We start from the raw sequence: 18,880 nt of genomic DNA on the forward strand, positions 1-18,880 counted from the left end.
TTTTTCCTGTTTTTCTTGGGGGCTTTCTTGGGGTCAGACCCCCATCGCATTAAAGTAGTAACGAATTAACGCAGTGGGGGTCAGACCCCTTTATTAGACCCCTTTATTCATCTGATATTTAAATTACGGCTTTCATGTGTTATTATGTATGATTGATTATATTAATGAAACAGGTTAGTGGGTGCCTTATTATGATATATTTTGACAACAGTGCAACAACGAAGCCATATGAGGAGGTTCTCCAAGCGTTTGAGCAGGTGAACCGGGATTTCTTCGGCAATCCTTCTTCGCTTCATGTTCTTGGGGGGAGAGCCGAGCAGTTGCTGACAACGGCACGGGAGCAAATTGCTCAATTGGCTGGTGTTCACGCTAATGAAATTTATTTTACATCAGGCGGTTCGGAAAGCAATAATTTAGCGATAAAGGGCACAGCGCTCATGCATCGCGGCAGGGGAAACCATATTATCACGACCAGTGTTGAACATCCGTCTGTACGGGAGGCATGTGAACAGCTTCGCATGCTTGGATTTGAGATTACTTATATCGATGTTGATCAAAACGGCCGTGTCTCAGCGGATGACGTAATTGGTGCAATAACAGACAAAACGATTCTGGTGTCGATGATCCATGTTAGTAACGAAGTGGGAACAATCCAGCCTGTTAAGGAAGTTGGCCAACGTTTAAAGGATTTTCCAAAGGTGTTTTTTCATGTCGACAATGTTCAAGGAGCATGCAAGGTTGCTCTTGATATATACGGTTCCAATATAGATTTTTGCACTTTTTCTGCACATAAATTTCATGGGTTGAAGGGTAGCGGTTTTCTGTTTATCAAAAAGGGGATAAAAATCGCCCCTCTGATTTCAGGTGGACATCAAGAGCAGAACGTAAGAAGTGGTACGGAGAATACTGGCGGTATCGTAGCGATGGCGAAAGCTTTTCGTATGTCGGAGGATAAAAGGAAATCCAATTCGGAAAGCCTGTTAGAAATCCGCAATTTTATCATGAATCAGCTTGAAGAAGTTCCAAACCTTGTTATCCACACGCCCAAAGACAATGCAGCACCGCACATTGTGAATGTTTCTGCCGTTGGTTTGAAAGGCGAAGTCATTGTCCATGCGCTTGCTGAACAAGGGATTTTTATATCAACAACAAGCGCTTGTTCATCGAAGGACAAAACTCCGAGTGGCACTCTGAAGGCGATGGGAGTGTCAGACGAAGAGGCAACCGGAGCCATCAGAATCAGTCTTTCCCATAACAGTACAATGGAGGAAGCCAAGGAGATGGTTCAATCACTGAAGCAGGTTTTGGATCGATTAATAAAAGTAATGAGGCGAAATAAATGAAATATGACAGAATTTTAATTAGATATGGGGAATTGACATTAAAAGGAAGGAACCGGAAGTTTTTTGTCAGAAAGCTTAAAAGCAGCATTCGGGTGCTCCTACGCGAGTTTCCGCAGACAAAAATTGAAACATTGCATGATAGAATGTATGTTCTTTTAAATGGGGAGCCGTATGACCAAGTGAAGGAGAAGCTGGCCAAAGTATTCGGCATCCAATCCTTCAGCCCTGCGATCAGGACAGAGAAAGATCTCGATCAGATCAAAGCCGCAGCTCTTCTTGTTGTAAAAAAATCCCACAGTCCGGGAAAAACTTTTAAAATATCTGCCCGCAGATCAGATAAATCATTTGAATATGATACACAACAACTGAATTATGAACTTGGCTCACATATTTTAATCAATGTTGAAGATATTACAGTTGATGTAAAAAAACCTGATATAAATGTGATTGTCGAAGTCAGAGGTGAAGGAGTTTTTGTTTCGGGAGAAGTTGTCCAAGGCCAGGGCGGCTTTCCTGCAAAATCATCAGGCAAAGGAGTACTGATGCTGTCTGGGGGAATCGACAGTCCTGTAGCAGGGTACCTGGCAATGAAGCGGGGAGTGGACATTGAAGCCGTACATTTTCACAGCCCGCCATATACAAGTGAACGAGCAAAGCAGAAAGTGCTTGATATTGCCGCGAAGCTTGCTGAATTTTCAGGCCGGATCAAAGTTCACATTGTTCCTTTTACAGAAATACAGGAAAAAATCCATGAGAAAATTCCAGAAGGCTATACCATGACATCTACCCGCAGAATGATGCTTCGGATTGCGGAAGAAATTAGGCAAAAAAATGACGCACTTGCCATTTTTAATGGCGAAAGCCTTGGACAAGTCGCGAGCCAAACGATGGAAAGTATGCTTGCAATCAATGAGGTAACAAACACTCCAATTCTACGTCCTTTGATTGCTATGGACAAAGTGGAGATTATCAAGGTTGCCACCGAAATCGATACATTGGACATTTCCAACAGGCCTTATGAAGACTGTTGTACAATTTTCACACCGCCGGCTCCAAAGACTCGACCAAAAACTGATAAAATCGTTGCTTTTGAAAGCAAGTTTGATTGGGCTCCGCTGTTAGAAAAAGCCGTGGAAAAAACAGAAACAATCGTTATAAAAAGTGGTGGAAACGAGCCTGTAAATGACAATAATATCAACCTTTTTTAAAAAAAATAGATAGCTTCCAAAAATTAGGAAGAATTACCAACTTTTTATTGTATGATGCCATGTGTTTTCGCACAATATAGGCTTACAAGGAGGTGAAAACACATGGCAAACAACAACAGCAACCAAATCCTTGTTCCTGGAGCAGAGCAAGCGATCGACCAAATGAAAGTTGAAATTGCACAAGAGTTTGGAGTAAACCTTGGAGCAGATACTACTTCACGCGCTAACGGATCTGTAGGTGGTGAAATCACCAAGCGCCTTGTAGCAATGGCTCAACAACAAATGGGTGGACATTCAAGATAACAAATTTAATATGAATGGCATGGAAGCGGGGCTTTCTCCCCGCTTCTTCTATATTTATATAGGAAATTTTGATAAAATACCCTAAGGCGTGAATAGCTTAATTTTCACAAAAGGCAGCGCCTAGCTTCGATGCACAGGGATGTGCTAGTGCAAGTGAAGTGACAGGACGTCGTGTATTGAGCCCGCCGACGCACAGGGATGTGCTAGTGCAAGCGAGGCGATAGGATGCCCTGCCGACGTACAAGACGTACTAGTGTAGGCGAAGCGAAAAGGACGTCGCGTTCTGAGCCTGCCTACGGATAGGAAGTCCCAGTGCCACCGAAGCCACAGGATTAGGCACTTGAAGCGGCCGACGTCGCTGCGTTTCCTTTATATCGTCAGAGGAACTATTGTCTCGATAGACAGGAGCTTTTGCTTAAAAATTTTTTTAGCTATAACATATAAAATTTTCTTATAATTTTGTATAATAGATGATACAGTTTCACAGGGGGAGGAAGAAAAAATGAAAAGGGAAGATTTGATCGCACCAGATGACTATAATATCATCGACGAATTTGAGAAATATACGGTTGATTCTGATCGGTCGGCGGTTATCTGGGAAGGCAAAAATGGAGAAACGAAAGAGATTACATATGAAGGGTTATCAAAACAAGCAAATAAAATCGGAAATGTATTTCATGATTTCGGCTTGGAAAAAGGAGATACGGTTCTTGTCATGATTCCAAGGCTGATCGAAGCCTACGCGGTTTATATCGCTGCTTTGAAATCAGGAATTATTGTCATCCCAAGCTCCGAAATGCTTAAGACAAAAGATTTGGAGTACCGAATTAGTCATGGTGATGTTAAGGCAGTTATTACCTATTATCCTTATGTCGAACAGGTAGATCAGGCCAAAAATGCAGAAGGGCTTATCAAGTTATCAGTCGGTGGAGAGGCAGAGGGATGGGGGCATTTGGAAAAATTGATGGAAGATGCCGATGATACTTTGAAAACAGCCGAAACGAAAAGCACTGATACGGCCTTTTTATCCTATACATCCGGAACAACAGGCAATCCGAAAGGGGTTGTTCATACACATGGCTGGGGGTATGCTCACCTTAGGACGGCCGCTGCGAAATGGCTCTGCATCGAAGAGAATGATATCGTTTGGGCAACGGCAGGACCAGGCTGGCAAAAGTGGATTTGGAGCCCGTTTCTTTCCGTACTTGGAATGGGAGCAACTGGTTTTGTCTACAACGGGAAGTTCGATGCTCAAAAATATCTTTCGCTAATGGATAAGTACAAAGTGAATGTGCTTTGTTGTACACCGACTGAATACAGGCTAATGGCCAAAGTGAATAATTTGAATGAATTCAAACTGGATCACTTGCATAGTGCCGTATCGGCAGGAGAACCGTTAAATAGGGAAGTCATTGACGTTTTTCAACAACATTTCGGCGTCAATGTACGAGATGGATATGGGCAGACAGAAAATACACTGCTTGTCGGAATTACAAAAAATATGGAATTGAGGCCAGGGTCCATGGGAAAACCGACACCCGGAAATACGGTTGAAATTGTTAACGAACAAGGGGAAATTTGTGGTGTCGGAGAAGTTGGTGATATCGCTGTCCACAAAAGTACTCCTTCCCTTTTTAAAAAATATTACAAAGACCCTGAAAGGACATTAACACAATTCAGGGGAGATTATTACATTACTGGGGATAAAGCAAAGAAAGATGAAGAGGGTTATTTCTGGTTCGAGGGGCGTCGGGATGATATTATCATCAGTTCTGGATATACAATCGGACCCTTTGAAGTTGAAGACGCCCTTGTTAAACATCCCGCGATCCAAGAATGTGCTGTTGTCGCGGCTCCCGACGAAATTAGAGGTAATATTGTAAAAGCCTTTGTCGTACTGAAGGAAAGTAAACTGGATGATGAGGAAGCATTCAAGACAGAACTGCAGGATTATGTCAAGCAAATGACGGCCCCTTATAAATATCCGCGGGAAATCGAGTTTGTATCTGAACTTCCGAAGACGGCTTCGGGTAAAATACGGCGTGTGGAACTAAGACAATTGGAACAGGAAAAAAAGTTGGGACTTAATAAATAATCATTGAAAACTTCCCTAAATTTGATTTTTGGGGAAGTTTTCATTTGAGTGTAAAAAAAGTACAACTTGTTATGAAAAATGTTATTCAAAGGAAGCTTTTTCTTTGTCCAGCTACGACGTACAGGAAGTACTAGTGCAAGCGAAGCGACAGGACGTCGCGTTTTGAGCCTGCCGACGTACAGGAAGTACTAGTGCAAGCGAAGCGACAGGACGTCGCGTTTTGAGCCTGCCGACGTACAGGAAGTACTAGTGCAAGCGAAGCGACAGGACGTCGCGTTTTGAGCCTGCCGACGTACAGGAAGTACTAGTGCAAGCGAAGCGACAGGACGTCGCGTTTTGAGCCTGCCGACGTACAGGAAGTACTAGTGCAAGCGAAGCGACAGGACGTCGCGTTTTGAGCCTGCCGACGTACAGGAAGTACTAGTGCAAGCGAAGCGACAGGACGTCGCGTTTTGAGCCTGCCGACGTACAGGAAGTACTAGTGCAAGCGAAGCGACAGGACGTCGCGTTTTGAGCCTGCCGACGTACAGGAAGTACTAGTGCAAGCGAAGCGACAGGACGTCGCGTTTTGAGCCTGCCGACGTACAGGAAGTACTAGTGCAAGCGAAGCGACAGGACGTCGCGTTTTGAGCCTGCCGACGTACAGGAAGTACTAGTGCAAGCGAAGCGACAGGACGTCGCGTTTTGAGCCTGCCGACGTACAGGAAGTACTAGTGCAAGCAAAGCGACAGGACGTCGCGTTCTGATCCTACCCGACCTAGACCCGCAAGGATCAAGCAGCTTCCGTTTTTATTATCTCATTCGATTTCCGTTTTTAAGGTAGTAACTTTCATTATAGTCTTATATAATGAAAGTATTTCGGGAATCTAAATAGTTGGGAGACATTTGCGATGAAAAAGAAATATGAAGGGGTTATGAATGGTGCTGGTGCTTATTTGCTATGGGGATTTTTGCCCATTTATTGGAAAGCCATTGATCATGTGCCACCTGGTGAAGTATTAGCGCATCGGATATTTTGGTCATTCTGGTTCATGCTGATCCTATTATTTATTGGAAAAAAATTAGGCTCTTTCAAAAGCAGTATCAGGCAAATGAAAGAAGATCCCAAGGCAAGGTTTGCCCTTATCGCAGTTTCCATTCTAATCAGCGTGAATTGGCTTACTTTTATCTGGGCTGTTCATGCGGGAAAAATAGTGGAGACGAGTCTGGGCTATTATATCAATCCTTTAATCAGTATTGTCCTCGGTGTGTTTGTTCTTAAAGAAAAGCTACTGCGAAGCCATGCCATTGCTTTTTTTCTCGCTTTGGCGGGAGTAATTTTTCTTACGGTCTCCTATGGACAATTTCCATGGATTTCATTTGCTCTTGCTTTTTCATTCGGAATATACGGGCTGATTAAAAAGCTGCTTCCATTCGATTCATCCATTGGCTTGACCTTGGAGACAATGGTTGTCACGCCAATCGCTCTCATTTATATCGTGGTGATTATGATAAAGGGAACCCATGTTACTTTTTCTGGAGACATTAAAACCGATGTGTTAGTGATTGCTTCAGGAGTGGCAACTGCCATACCTTTGCTATTATTTGCCAAAGGCGTTCAAAAGGTGCCGCTCTATTTAATGGGATTTTTGCAATATATTGCGCCGACTATTATGCTGGTGCTCGGAATATTTATATACCACGAGCCATTTGGAGCCACAAAACTCATTGCTTTCACCTTCATTTGGGCTGCTTTGTTGATCGTTTCTCTTTCTAGTATCAACTGGTCTGGATTACACGCTAAACGACGAGATAGGATTGCATGAGAAGAAGCGGGGACAAAAACTGGTCGAAACCTTAAAAAGCGCGAGAAATCAATTTTATAAACGTTGATTCTCGCGCTTTTCTGATGTAATAGTTTAAATTTTGCTTAAAAAATATACTTAGTCTCAGCCCTTTTTAAAGAGTTAAGAAAGCATAAAATTAGATGAAATATTTTGTTCGCATTAAGATTTAACTTCATTCAGCAGAAGTCTCCCACTTCTGTAAGTGGAGAGATGAATGCATATTGGATTCCATTCAGCGGGGGTTCAAACCCCGGCTGAATAAAGTTAAAGCCTCCGGCGGATGCCACAGATTTTCAGAGAAAATTTATTGAGCTTAAGCTCGATAAAATCTGGGCGCAAATACGCCAAGGCGCATTTGATTATGTCTAGCTACGACGTACAGGAAGTACTAGTGCAAGCGAAGCGACAGGATGTTGCGCACTGAGCCTGCCGACGTACAGGAAGTACTAGTGCAAGCGAAGCGACAGGATGTTGCGCACTGAGCCTGCCGACGTACAGGAAGTACTAGTGCAAGCGAAGCGACAGGATGTCGCGCACTGAGCCTGCCGACGTACAGGAAGTACTAGTGCCACCGAACCACAGGATGTGGCAGCTTGAGGAGGCCAGGAGCCATCGGCGCAAGGATCAAGTCGGCTGAGGAACTCCCTCATCAAAATTCGTCTTGTGCTTGTCGCCTAAGGCTAGGCGCCTTTCGCTTTTCTTATTAAAGAAATGTTCTTTTCACTTTTTCCCAAAAGGAATTATTTTTAAGCTTGAGGGTTTTGATGACTTTATCACTCAGCTTAACCTTCACTTCTTTGACATGCTGGATGCTCATGGCTTCATTGTCCATCCCCATTGTGGGAAAAACATTTCCTTCTTGGGCAACCTTTAGTGTAAGAGTCCGCTCTTTGCTTAATAGAAATGGAGCCCCGAGAGTGCGGTAGCGGTTGCTGTTCAAGGAGGCCATTTCGCTTACTTGAAGACATGGGAGCTGCGGATCGACCACTGCACCACGGACAGACTTGTTATAAGCTGTACTGCCAGTCGGTGTGGCAATCACCATGCCGTCTCCGCGAAACGTTTCAAAATGGAGGTCGTCGACGAATACGTCTAGGACCAATGTTTTGATGATAGCGGAGCGCATTGTAAATTCATTCAGGCAATAGAAGGAAGCATCATGGTCTATATCAATTTGAATGGTGGGATATTTTCTTACTTCCACTTGCTCCATTTTCATAGCCTCGATCATTTCTGGCAAATTATCGATCTGGAAGTCGCAATATAGACCACGGAATTGATCATCGTCTATACCTAAGTAAATAACATCCTGTCGAAATCCTGTCCTGCGAACCGCTTGAAGAAACGTTCCGTCCCCTCCAATGCTTGCAATGATATTTGCATCTTCTGGCTGCGTAACGATTGTAAAACCGTTATTTTTGGCGGCTTCATGCAAAGCTGTTACTTTTTCTGCCAGCTTTTTGTCATTTTGATAAAAAATATGTTTATAGAAAAAGTAAATGTTTTTTCTGAAATCACTCATCTTTATCAGACCTCCCGTAAAGAAAACGGTCATGCTTCCTTAGCTTTCCTTTTTTTGTTACAATGTTGACTATGTTTTTCAAGTGTACCATTAATATGAAACTCTTTGAAAGGTCATCCGTATGAGATGAAGAAGGGAGGAATTTTTAGTGAATGGAAAAAGATGGGCAGCACTCGGTATAGCTGCAGGTGTATTTTTCTTTTCAATCATCGTTAATATGGCGAGTGCGTTCATTTTTGAGGATTTCTCAAAAATGTTCAAAGAAAATATGTTCACCGACGAAGCTTTTAGCGAAGAAGTGATCGATTCAGGAAACCCTTTAAAAAGGATTGCCGTTCTTGAGGTGGACGGAGTGATCCAAGATACGGGAGATGCACGATCTTATCTTTCATCACCTGGATATTCTCACAGGGATTTCATGGAGCAGTTGAATCAAGTGAAAGAGGACAGCAGTATCAAAGGAATTGTTTTGCGTGTTAATTCTCCAGGAGGCGGGACAAATGAATCAGCTGAAATCCGTCATAAAATCGTAGAAATCCAAAAGGAAACGAAAAAGCCGGTATATGTATCCATGGGCTCCATGGCGGCTTCAGGCGGCTATTATATATCCGCACCTGCAGATAAAATTTTTGCAAGCACGGAAACTTTGACAGGGTCACTGGGTGTAATCATGCAGGGAGTTAATTATAGCGGGTTGACCGATAAGATCGGAATTGACTTTATGACGATCAAAAGTGGAAAGTACAAAGATATTATGAGCGGTCATCGCAAAATGACGGCGGAAGAAGTGGATATTCTCGAAAGCATGCTGACGAATTCCTATAACGAATTTGTCAGGATTATTGCTGAAGGGCGCGATATGAAGGAAGATCAGGTTCGCAAAATTGCTGACGGACGGGTATATGACGGGCGCCAGGCTAAGGAATTGGATTTAATTGATGATTTCGGCTATACGGAAGACGTTATTGAGGCGATGAAAAAAGATTTCAAGATAAAGGATGCTGAGGTGTTTAAATATTCCTCAACACCTGGTCTGGGATCGCTATTTTCCATGACAGCTCAAAAATTCTCGGGTGGGTCCGAAATGGGCGAGCTAGTGAACATGTTATCACAGCCGAATTCGCCTAGAATGATGTATTTATATGCCCAATGATGGAGGTGTCAATGAATGGATGAAATGCAAACGAACGAAATCCGTAAAACAGTTCCGCGGCCTGCTTTTCAATACGGAGGCTTTTGGATGAGATTCTGGGCTTATTTGCTTGATCTCGTCGTTGTAGCGGCTGTGAGCGGAATTATTGTAAAGCCGGTGTTTCGGGCATTGGACTTTCAGCTTTCAGCTTCTGGGATTTTTACACCTATCAACATCGCGAGTGCGCTGATTCTCTACCTGTACTTTGTCCTGATGACAAAATTCTTTGGTCAGACACTTGGAAAAATGGTCTTCGGCTTAAAGGTCATTCCGCTGAATGATGAAAAGCTAAGCTGGAGTGCAGTGATTTTCAGAGAATGGATAGGACGTTACATTTCTGCTACCATCTGGATTTTATATGTTATCGCTGCATTTACACCAAAGAAACAGGCATTGCATGATATGTTTGCTGACACTGTCGTTATTCATGAACGCAAGGAGACGGCTGAACCCGCTTATTCTTAAGCGGGTTTATTTTTTTACCGCTTCGGTGAAACTGCTAACCGGAGGCGTGAAATGATTTGGAACATTTTTATATTCTCTTCGACTGTTTTCATTTTGCTCATTGCTGTTATACTCGTATCCAGAATTAAAGTGAACATTTCTTTCAAAATGAAAAATTTATCTGAATGTACGTTGGTTATCTATTTATCAGCAGCCTATGGCCTGGTCCGGATAAAAAGATCTTTGGATATTAAAGAGCTGATGAACAATTTTGTTAATGATGAGGAAAAATCTGCTGATACCGTGAATAAATGGCAAAGGAAGCTTGGAAATAAAACGAATGATGATGTGATTAAAAATTTAAAGGATCCCATTTTAGAAGCTCTTAAAAATTGGACTATTCACCATTTTATCTGGAAAACCGGAGCAGGAACCGGGGATGCGGCCTCAACGGGCAGGCTGGCAGGCGCTGTATGGTCCATAAAAGGGATCATTGAGGCATGGTTAAAACGGTATATCCGAATGGAAAAACCTCCTGAGCTTTCTTTTTTACCTTTCTTTCAAGCGGTTGGATTTGAATCCCAATTTTTCTGTATGGTATCGATGCGGACGGGAAAAGCTATATTAACGACACTTGGACTGTATAAGAAATGGAAGAGGCTGAATAACAGGAGGATCGAAATTAATGGAACATCCAATCAAGGGTTTAATGACGACAGCGATGGAAAATTTGAAAGAAATGATCGACGTGAATACGATCGTTGGAGATCCGGTTGAAACTCCGGACGGCGGGGTGATTTTAACTGTATCCAAGGTTGGTTTCGGTTTTGCTATGGGAGGAAGTGAATTTTCGGCGGGAGGAGACTCCTCCTCAATGGATACTTCAGATGATGAAACTGCGGGCTTTCCCTTTGGGGGTGGAAGCGGCGGAGGAGTTTCCATAACCCCTATTGCTTTTTTAGTAGTGAACTCCAAAGGAGTGAACATGCTGCGCTTGGAAGAAAATACTCATTTATTTGAAAAAATGGTCGACATGGCTCCGGTTGCCTTTGATAAAATCCAAATGATGATGAAAAACACTCAGCCAAGGCGGAATTCTGAAGAGAAACAGCAGTTGGATTATGATATTTAACTTTATTCTGCAGAAGTCTCCCACATCTGTAAGTGGTGAGATGAATGCATATTGGTATTCCATTCAGTGGGGTTCAAACCCCGGCTGAATAAAGTTAAAGCCTCCGGCGTATGCCACAGATTTTCAGAGGGAATTTATAGAGCGGAGCTCGATAAAATCTGGGCGGAAATACTCCAAGGCGCATTTGATTGAAGTTTCTGCCAGCTTTTTCCTTGCTATTTCAAGCTTATTCCAGCATGATAAAAGAGAAAATGGACAAGGAGGAATGATAGATGCCAGCTGTAACGTTTATAGGAAATCCAGTCACATTGGAAGGGAATACAGTAAAACCGGGTGATAAAGCGCCAGATTTTACTGTATTAAATGAAGAGCTTTCAGAAGTGAAATTAAGCGATTTCACCGGTGTACGGGTAATCAGTGTCGTTCCGTCGGTTGATACGGGGGTCTGTGCTGCGCAAACTAAGCGATTCAATGAAGAAGCAGCCCTTGAAAATGCGACAATATTGACTATATCTGTAGACCTACCGTTTGCTCAAAAGCGCTGGGCGGCAGAAAATGGATTAAGTCAAGCAAAGATTTTTTCAGATTACAGGGATCTTTCCTTCGGTGAGGCATATGGTGTCATCATGAAAGAATTCAGGCTCCTTGCACGAAGTGTTTTTGTCATCGACAGTAATGACCAAGTCACTTATGTAGAATATGTAAGTGAAGGAACGAACCATCCCAATTATGAAGCAGCTATTGAAGCTGCTAAAAAAGCTCAATAAAGAATACTTCCCCGGTTATTCCGGGGTTTTTTCTTGTTTAAGATAGAGGACATCGCTAAAATAAAGAAAGAAGTTTGTTGACGGGGTGGAATTTCATTGAAAAAAATGCCGATAGAAAAGTTATTTTCGCTGTTTAATGAAACAGCGGAAATATTGCAGGAAGAGTTGCAGTGTACATATTTGGAAGCTCTCGCGGAGACGGGAGAGAATATTTTTCAACAGCAAATCGTACAACCAGAGATAAGTGAAATCACTAAAAAGAGGCTGGAAAAGAAATATTCAGAAATACAGCTGCCAGCCTATAAGAGTGATGACATTCGACGGGCCTATCAATTTGCCATTTTAAAAGGAATGAAAGACAGCGTTCAGGCCAATCATCAAATGACACCTGATACAATTGGTTATTTTATCAGCTATTTAATCGGAAAGTTCACGAATGATCAAAAGGATATTTCGATTCTTGACCCTGCTGTCGGAACAGGCAATCTGTTATTTGCTATTTTAAATAAGAAAGAACAGGGAAGGCGGATGGAAGCTTACGGTGTGGATGTTGACGATTTGCTTTTAAGACTTGGCTATATCGGAGCTAATTTGCAGATGCAGTCAGTGGAATTTTTTAATCAGGATGCACTGAAGCCCCTTTTTATTGATCCAGTTGATGTAATTGTCTGCGATCTGCCGGTTGGATATTACCCTGATGCTGCTAACGCGGCTAATTTTTCGCTGAAAAGAGAGCAAGGCCATTCATACGCGCATCATTTGTTTATTGAACAAAGCATCAAGCACACCAAACCGGGTGGTTATTTATTTTTTCTTATACCCAATGACCTGTTTGAATCGGAAGAAGCTCCAAAGCTGCATGAATACTTGAAAGAGACGGCTTATATACAGGCAGTATTACAGCTTCCGCCTTCCATGTTTGCAAGCGGCCAGGCAGCCAAAAGCATTTTGGTTCTCCAAAAGAAAAAAACGGGGCTAAAACCGCCGGGAGAAGTTCTATTGGCTGCCATTCCGAAGCTGTCCAACAAAGAGGCGATGGATCGGATGCTCATGAAAATGGAGAATTGGTTTGAGGAAAATAAAAAGGGATGATTGGTTTGGCAAAAGTGATTGCGGTCAATGCTGGGAGCTCGTCTATTAAATTTCAGCTATTTCAGATGCCCGATGAAAAAGTCATTGCAAAGGGATTGATTGAACGGATCGGCTTGCCGGGTTCTTTATTGTCTATGTCGGTAAATGAAAAAAGATTTAAAGAGAAGCTTGAAATCCCCAACCATGAGCAGGCGATCAAGCTGCTTTTGGACAGACTGGTAACAAACGGTGCTATTCGGTCTTTTGGGGATTTAGACGGAGTCGGCCACAGAGTTGTCCATGGAGGAGAGAAATTCAATGACTCGGTGTTGATCACGGATACGACCTTGAAAGAGATTGAAGGTCTCGTTGAACTGGCTCCGCTTCATAACCCGGCTAATATTGTCGGAATCAAGGAATTTCAAAAGGTGCTTCCGGATGTTCCACAGTTGGCCGTCTTTGATACAGCGTTCCATCAGACAATGCCTGAGAGCTCTTTTCTGTATAGTCTACCGTATGATTATTATAAAACATTTGGTATCAGGAAATATGGCTTCCATGGGACCTCACACAAATATGTCTCGCAAAGAGCGGCTGAAATTCTTGGACGGCCAATCGAGCAGCTGCGGCTTATCTCCTGCCATTTAGGAAATGGTGCCAGTATTGCTGCAATCAAGGGTGGAAAATCGATAGACACTTCCATGGGTTTTACACCGCTTGCAGGTGTAACAATGGGAACAAGATCAGGAAATATTGATCCGGCGCTAATACCTTATTTAATGGAAAAAACAGACCAGACGGCGGATGAGGTATTGGATATTTTGAATAAGAAATCTGGAATGCTCGGCGTATCTGGTTTTTCCAGTGATTTACGTGATATTGAACTTGAGGCTTCCAGAGGAAATCACCGGGCAGAACTGGCCTTGGATATCTTTGCTGATCGGATCCATAAATATCTCGGTTCATATGCGGCGCGGATGTCTGGAGTAGACGCTATTATCTTTACAGCCGGTATCGGGGAAAACAGCAGCTTTATTCGGGCAAAGGTTTTGAAAGGTCTTCAATTCATGGGAGTGTACTGGGATCCTGATTTGAATAAAGTAACTGGGAAAGAGGCTTTTCTTAATTACTCTTACTCACCTGTAAAAGTGCTTGTAATCCCCACAAATGAAGAAATCATGATTGCACGCGATGTTATGCGGGCCATATCTGCATGATGTGCCTGCTTTGAGTTTTACCGGATGCTTCTCTATACTTAGAAAATAAATAGATGAAAGGGTGTTTGCAGTGGATTGGACAAAAAGAGATGAACAGATTTGGGAAGATTTGCAGGAATGGCGCCAAACACTATTTGAATATGAAACCACAGACATTGAGAACGCCTATGATAAATGGGTGGAACAAGCTTTTTCACTATTGCCTGATTCATTGCAAATCCAATTTTTTGATAAGCTCGACGGGTGGCTGTTTCATTTAAATTCGCTGCTGCGAGAATCACAATTACAAACAGATGCCGAGGAGCGGATTTTGCGTACAGCTCGTTCCATGGATGGCGGCATTGAAACATTGGAAGATTTGAGGAACTTATCGATTGATCAATTGACATTTCTTGCAGAACAGCAAGCAGCAAGACACAGGCTCTACTCTTTTGCACAGGGAGGAATGACGGGTTCGGGGAAAGCTGTCTTGGTTGGAAGCGATTTAGTTGGAATGGCTGTCATTAATTTACGGGCTGTACAATTGATGGCTATGTCATTTGGCTATAGTGTCCAGTCACCGGTCGGATTGTTGGAGACCCTGAAAGTTTTCCATACGGCAACAATGCCTGAACGGTTGAAAATGTTTGGGTGGGAAGATTTAATCAATGACCTGCAAAAGGGAGACGAGCAATTCTATTATCATGAACATGAGCGGATAACGGATTCTTCATGGGTGGATGAGCCTTTGAAGCATCTATTGAAGGTCAGCCTTATTTTAATGCTGTCCAAAAAGAAGGTTTCGGGGCTTCCTCTTGCATCCATGGCTGTAGGAGCAGGTGTTAACTATAAAACAACGAGAAAAATTACAGATTTTACATTAAAATACTATCAATATAAGCACTTGCTGATCAAGAGCGGTGATATTTAATGAGTGTGGATGAACATAAAAAAACGGCTCCCACAACAGTCAACTGTGCAGTCATTACGGTGAGTGACACGAGGACAGAAGAGACAGATAAAAGCGGGAAGCTTATGATAAGCCTGCTTCGTGAAAAAGGACATGAGCTCGGACATTATGCCATCGTCAAGGACGACAAAGATTCTATCTCCTCCGCATTTCGTGAGGCGGCAGACAGTCCAGATGTAGAGGCCGTCTTGATAAACGGTGGGACAGGGATTGCGAAAAGGGATATTACCATTGAAACGATTTCTCCATTTTTTGAAAAAGAAATTGTTGGATTTGGAGAGCTGTTCCGAATGGTTAGCTATCTGGAAGACATCGGCTCGTCAGCCATCATGTCAAGAGCAGCGGCTGGAACATACCGAAGCAAAGCTATTTTTATTACACCGGGATCAAGTGGCGCTGTTCGTACAGCCATGGAAAAATTAATCCTGAAAGAATTGGGCCATGTGATTAGAGAACTGAAGAAATAGGGAGAAAAAGGGGTCTGACCCCCACTGCGTTAATTCGTTACCACTTTAGCGCGATGGGGGTCAGACCCCATTTTTTTATTTTTATACATTTTCATGAATATGTATTGAACTCTTTAAAGATGTATGTTATTATCCAAATATCAAATGATTAAAAATTAGTTTTTGTGCATAATAATACATTCCGAAAACGGAGGGTTTTTTGTGAAAAAGAAAGTTGTTCTTGCTTATTCCGGCGGGTTAGATACATCTGTTGCAGTTAAATGGTTTATTGATAAAGGATATGAAGTTATTGCATGCTGTCTTGATGTCGGCGAAGGCAAAGACTTGAAATTCATTAAAGAAAAAGCTTTAGACATGGGAGCAGCCAAGAGCTACATGATTGATGCAAAAGAAGAGTTCGCTCACGAATTTGTTCTTCCAGCATTGCAGTCACATGCAATGTATGAAAATAAATATCCGCTCGTTTCCGCTTTGTCCAGACCATTGATCGCAAAAAAATTGGTTGAAGTGGCAGAAAAGGAAAACGCAGATGCAGTAGCTCACGGTTGTACAGGTAAAGGAAACGACCAAGTGCGTTTCGAGGTTTCCATCAAAGCCTTGAATCCTGACTTGGAAGTTTTGGCACCTGTTCGTGACTGGAGCTGGTCACGTGAAGAGGAAATTGAATATGCAAAAGAGAAAGGTGTTCCGATTCCAATCGATTTGGACAGCCCATACTCCATTGACCAAAACCTTTGGGGAAGAAGCAACGAATGTGGAATTTTGGAAGATCCTTGGGCAGCGCCTCCAGAAGATGCTTATGACCTCACAGCAGCCCTTGAAGATACACCTGATCAGCCTGAAGTGGTTGAAATTGAATTTGAAAAAGGTGTTCCTGTTGCCATTGATGGAAATAAATATCAGCTAAGCGACTTAATTCTTTACTTGAATTCTGTTGCTGGAAAGCACGGCATTGGAAGAATCGACCATGTCGAAAACAGACTCGTTGGTATTAAGTCTCGTGAAGTGTACGAATGCCCAGGCGCGATCACTTTGTTGACTGCACATAAAGAACTGGAAGATTTGACGCTTGTAAAAGATATCGGTCATTTCAAGCCGATCATCAGCAAAAAATTGACTGAGATGATTTATGAAGGCCTTTGGTTCTCACCACTTACACCTGCTCTTGAAGCATTCCTTAAAGAAACACAGCAGTTTGTCAACGGTACTGTCCGAGTAAAACTGTTCAAAGGTCATGCGATTGTAGAAGGAAGAAAATCACCGAACTCTCTATATAACGAAAAACTTGCGACATACACATCAGACGACGAGTTCGATCAATCTGCATCTGTCGGTTTCATTAAGCTCTGGGGATTACCGACTGAAGTTCACAGCTCAGTGAATAAAAAGGATACTGTTAAACAATGAAAAAATTATGGGGAGGCCGCTTTTCCAAGACGCCAGAGCAATGGATCGAGGAGTTTGGGGCCTCCATCTCCTTTGACCAGCAATTAGTTTTGGAAGATATCGAAGGGTCGCTTGCACATGTTAAAATGCTCGGTAAGACAGGAATTTTAACACAGGACGAAAGCGAGCAGATCCAAGCGGGTCTTCTAAAGTTAAAGGAAAAAGCAGAAGCAGGGGAACTGGAGTATTCCGTTTCCGAAGAGGATATCCACCTGAACCTGGAAAAGATGCTCATTGATGAAATCGGCCCGGTAGGCGGCAAGCTTCATACAGGAAGAAGCCGTAATGACCAAGTGGCTACTGACATGCATTTGTATTTGAAAAAACAAGTCCAAGTGATTATTGACCATATCACGGAAATGCAAGCTGCCCTTGTTGGACAGGCGGAGAAAAATGTGGAAACCATTTTACCTGGTTACACACATTTGCAAAGGGCGCAGCCAGTTTCATTCGGGCATCATCTTCTAGCTTATTTTTGGATGCTTGAACGCGACAAACAGCGCTTCCAGGAAAGCCTGAAAAGAATCGACATTTCGCCGCTTGGCGCAAGTGCTCTTGCAGGAACAACTTTCCCAATCGATCGTCATTATTCAGCGGAACTGCTCGGCTTTTCCAGTGTATACGAAAACAGCATGGATGCCGTGAGTGATCGTGATTTCATTGTGGAGTTTTTGAGCAATTCTGCATTGAACATTACTCATTTGACTAGACTGGCCGAAGAGATCATCCTTTGGTCAAGCAAAGAGTTCAGCTTTATTGAACTTGACGATACGTATGCGACCGGAAGCAGCATTATGCCACAGAAGAAAAACCCTGACATGGCGGAGTTAATCCGTGGAAAAAGCGGCAGAGTATTTGGAAATCTTATTTCTATGCTGACGATTTTAAAAGGTCTGCCTATGACTTATAACAAAGATATGCAGGAAGACAAAGAGGGTATGTTTGACACAGTCCATACGATGGTTGGTTCATTGAAAATTTTTGCAGGAATGATTGAAACGATGACGGTAAAGACAGACGTCATGGAAGAAGCGGTTAACCAGGACTTTTCCAATGCGACAGAACTTGCAGATTATCTGGCGGCAAAAGGAATCCCGTTCCGTGAAGCGCATGAAATCGTCGGTAAGCTTGTGTTGTATTGCATTAACAAGAACTGCTATTTACTGGACCTCACTTTGGAAGAATTCAAGGAAGCTTGCAACGAAATCTCCAATGATGTCTATTCCGTACTGTCACCGACAGAAGCGGTAAGAAGAAGAAACTCATACGGCGGTACAGGATTTGACCAAGTCAAAATTCAATTGGAACAAGCCAAAAAGCTTATATGAAAAAAGAGCGTTTCCCTTTTGGGATAACGCTCTTTTCATAGAATTAGCCTGCTTCCAGCTCCAACACGGGATTACTCGTCATTTTCTGTTCTAACGACAAGGACATCACATTTAGCAGAACGAGTAATGTTTTCGGAAACACTTCCGATGAGTAGGCGCTCTACAGCATTCAGTCCTGTAGCCCCGCAAACGATCAAGTCAACATTCAAATCTTTAGCTGCTTGTTTGGAGATGACCACTTTCGGAGAGCCGTGCTCAATCAGTGTCTCTACATTTGTAAGCCCAGCTTCAGCTGCTTCTTTTTTGTAACCGGCAAGAAGCTTCTCTGCATATGTTCTTGCACGTTCAGCCATGGTGACATCGTAAGCTTCAACAGCACCATATGATCTTGTGTCGACGACATGGATGAGAGTCAGCTTTGCATCATTGTTTCTTTTGGCAACCTGTACGGCTTTTTTAAATGCCCATTCTGCTTGTTTTGATCCATCAACAGCGACTAAAATATTTTTGTAAGACAAATCCATCAAAATCGCCTCCCTATCTTTATTTTAACATTATTGAAAGAGTATA

General features: G+C 42.7%; 19 protein-coding genes. 17 read left to right on the plus strand and 2 right to left on the minus strand.

Going from position 1 to position 18,880, the window contains the following annotated elements; genetic code table 11:
* Positions 1-191 precede the first annotated feature (191 nt).
* From D5F11_RS06255 to rarD, 5 genes are all read left to right on the plus strand, one after another.
* Positions 192-1,343, plus strand: coding sequence for a cysteine desulfurase family protein (locus D5F11_RS06255; RefSeq protein WP_120115479.1), 1,152 nt, complete (start codon positions 192-194; stop codon positions 1,341-1,343).
* On the plus strand, positions 1,340-2,551 hold the full coding sequence (gene thiI, locus D5F11_RS06260; RefSeq protein WP_120115478.1) for a tRNA uracil 4-sulfurtransferase ThiI: 1,212 nt from the start codon (positions 1,340-1,342) through the stop codon (positions 2,549-2,551). Before D5F11_RS06255 ends, thiI begins: the two co-directional genes overlap by 4 nt.
* Before the next feature lie 102 nt (positions 2,552-2,653).
* Entirely contained in the window at positions 2,654-2,854 is a 201-nt protein-coding gene (locus D5F11_RS06265; RefSeq protein ID WP_120115477.1) for an alpha/beta-type small acid-soluble spore protein, read from the plus strand.
* Between the two features lie 502 nt (positions 2,855-3,356).
* Positions 3,357-4,949: an acyl-CoA synthetase MbcS gene (gene mbcS / locus D5F11_RS06270; protein WP_120115476.1), complete on the plus strand. Its 1,593-nt coding sequence runs from the start codon at positions 3,357-3,359 to the stop codon at positions 4,947-4,949.
* 890 nt (positions 4,950-5,839) lie between these two features.
* The gene (gene rarD, locus D5F11_RS06275) at positions 5,840-6,754 is read left to right on the plus strand and encodes an EamA family transporter RarD (RefSeq protein WP_120115475.1); all 915 of its coding nucleotides are present in this window, start codon (positions 5,840-5,842) and stop codon (positions 6,752-6,754) included.
* Between the two features lie 724 nt (positions 6,755-7,478).
* Here rarD and D5F11_RS06280 read toward each other — a convergent pair.
* Positions 7,479-8,297, minus strand: coding sequence for an NAD kinase (locus D5F11_RS06280; protein WP_120115474.1), 819 nt, complete (start codon positions 8,295-8,297; stop codon positions 7,479-7,481).
* 148 nt (positions 8,298-8,445) lie between these two features.
* Between D5F11_RS06280 and sppA the strand changes: the two genes are divergently transcribed.
* From sppA to argH, 12 genes are all read left to right on the plus strand, one after another.
* Entirely contained in the window at positions 8,446-9,450 is a 1,005-nt protein-coding gene (gene sppA / locus D5F11_RS06285; protein ID WP_120115473.1) for a signal peptide peptidase SppA, read from the plus strand.
* 15 nt (positions 9,451-9,465) lie between these two features.
* Positions 9,466-9,954 (plus strand): RDD family protein, encoded by a 489-nt coding sequence (locus D5F11_RS06290; protein WP_425470756.1) that lies wholly within the window; start codon positions 9,466-9,468, stop codon positions 9,952-9,954.
* 51 nt (positions 9,955-10,005) lie between these two features.
* Positions 10,006-10,710, plus strand: a complete 705-nt coding sequence (locus D5F11_RS06295; protein WP_120115472.1) for a DUF2953 domain-containing protein — start codon at positions 10,006-10,008, stop codon at positions 10,708-10,710.
* The gene (gene ytfJ / locus D5F11_RS06300; protein WP_120115471.1) at positions 10,619-11,065 is read left to right on the plus strand and encodes a GerW family sporulation protein; all 447 of its coding nucleotides are present in this window, start codon (positions 10,619-10,621) and stop codon (positions 11,063-11,065) included. Before D5F11_RS06295 ends, ytfJ begins: the two co-directional genes overlap by 92 nt.
* 51 nt (positions 11,066-11,116) lie before the next feature.
* A complete protein-coding gene (locus D5F11_RS26035; protein ID WP_185830531.1) occupies positions 11,117-11,257 on the plus strand; it encodes a hypothetical protein in 141 nt (46 codons plus the stop codon).
* An 80-nt stretch (positions 11,258-11,337) separates the two neighbouring features.
* Positions 11,338-11,832 (plus strand): thiol peroxidase, encoded by a 495-nt coding sequence (gene tpx, locus D5F11_RS06305; RefSeq protein ID WP_120115470.1) that lies wholly within the window; start codon positions 11,338-11,340, stop codon positions 11,830-11,832.
* Between the two features lie 96 nt (positions 11,833-11,928).
* Complete coding sequence (locus tag D5F11_RS06310; RefSeq protein WP_185830532.1) at positions 11,929-12,924, plus strand: class I SAM-dependent methyltransferase; 996 nt, start codon at positions 11,929-11,931, stop codon at positions 12,922-12,924.
* 5 nt (positions 12,925-12,929) lie between these two features.
* Positions 12,930-14,120 carry an acetate kinase gene (locus D5F11_RS06315; protein ID WP_120115517.1) on the plus strand — a complete coding sequence of 397 codons (1,191 nt, stop codon included), beginning with the start codon at positions 12,930-12,932 and terminating at the stop codon, positions 14,118-14,120.
* Between the two features lie 70 nt (positions 14,121-14,190).
* Complete coding sequence (locus D5F11_RS06320; protein ID WP_245998096.1) at positions 14,191-15,030, plus strand: EcsC family protein; 840 nt, start codon at positions 14,191-14,193, stop codon at positions 15,028-15,030.
* Positions 15,030-15,536: a MogA/MoaB family molybdenum cofactor biosynthesis protein gene (locus D5F11_RS06325; RefSeq protein WP_120115469.1), complete on the plus strand. Its 507-nt coding sequence runs from the start codon at positions 15,030-15,032 to the stop codon at positions 15,534-15,536. Before D5F11_RS06320 ends, D5F11_RS06325 begins: the two co-directional genes overlap by 1 nt.
* 201 nt (positions 15,537-15,737) lie before the next feature.
* Complete coding sequence (locus tag D5F11_RS06330; RefSeq protein ID WP_120115468.1) at positions 15,738-16,943, plus strand: argininosuccinate synthase; 1,206 nt, start codon at positions 15,738-15,740, stop codon at positions 16,941-16,943.
* Positions 16,940-18,310, plus strand: a complete 1,371-nt coding sequence (gene argH, locus D5F11_RS06335) for an argininosuccinate lyase (RefSeq protein WP_120115467.1) — start codon at positions 16,940-16,942, stop codon at positions 18,308-18,310. Before D5F11_RS06330 ends, argH begins: the two co-directional genes overlap by 4 nt.
* 71 nt (positions 18,311-18,381) lie before the next feature.
* On the opposite strand, the gene D5F11_RS06340 is transcribed toward argH, so the two are convergent.
* Positions 18,382-18,834 carry a universal stress protein gene (locus tag D5F11_RS06340; protein WP_120115466.1) on the minus strand — a complete coding sequence of 151 codons (453 nt, stop codon included), beginning with the start codon at positions 18,832-18,834 and terminating at the stop codon, positions 18,382-18,384.
* Between the last annotated feature and the right edge of the window lie 46 nt (positions 18,835-18,880).

The sequence above is a fragment of the Siminovitchia terrae genome, assembly GCF_003605405.2.
Classification (GTDB): Bacteria; Bacillota; Bacilli; order Bacillales; family Bacillaceae_C; genus Siminovitchia; species Siminovitchia terrae.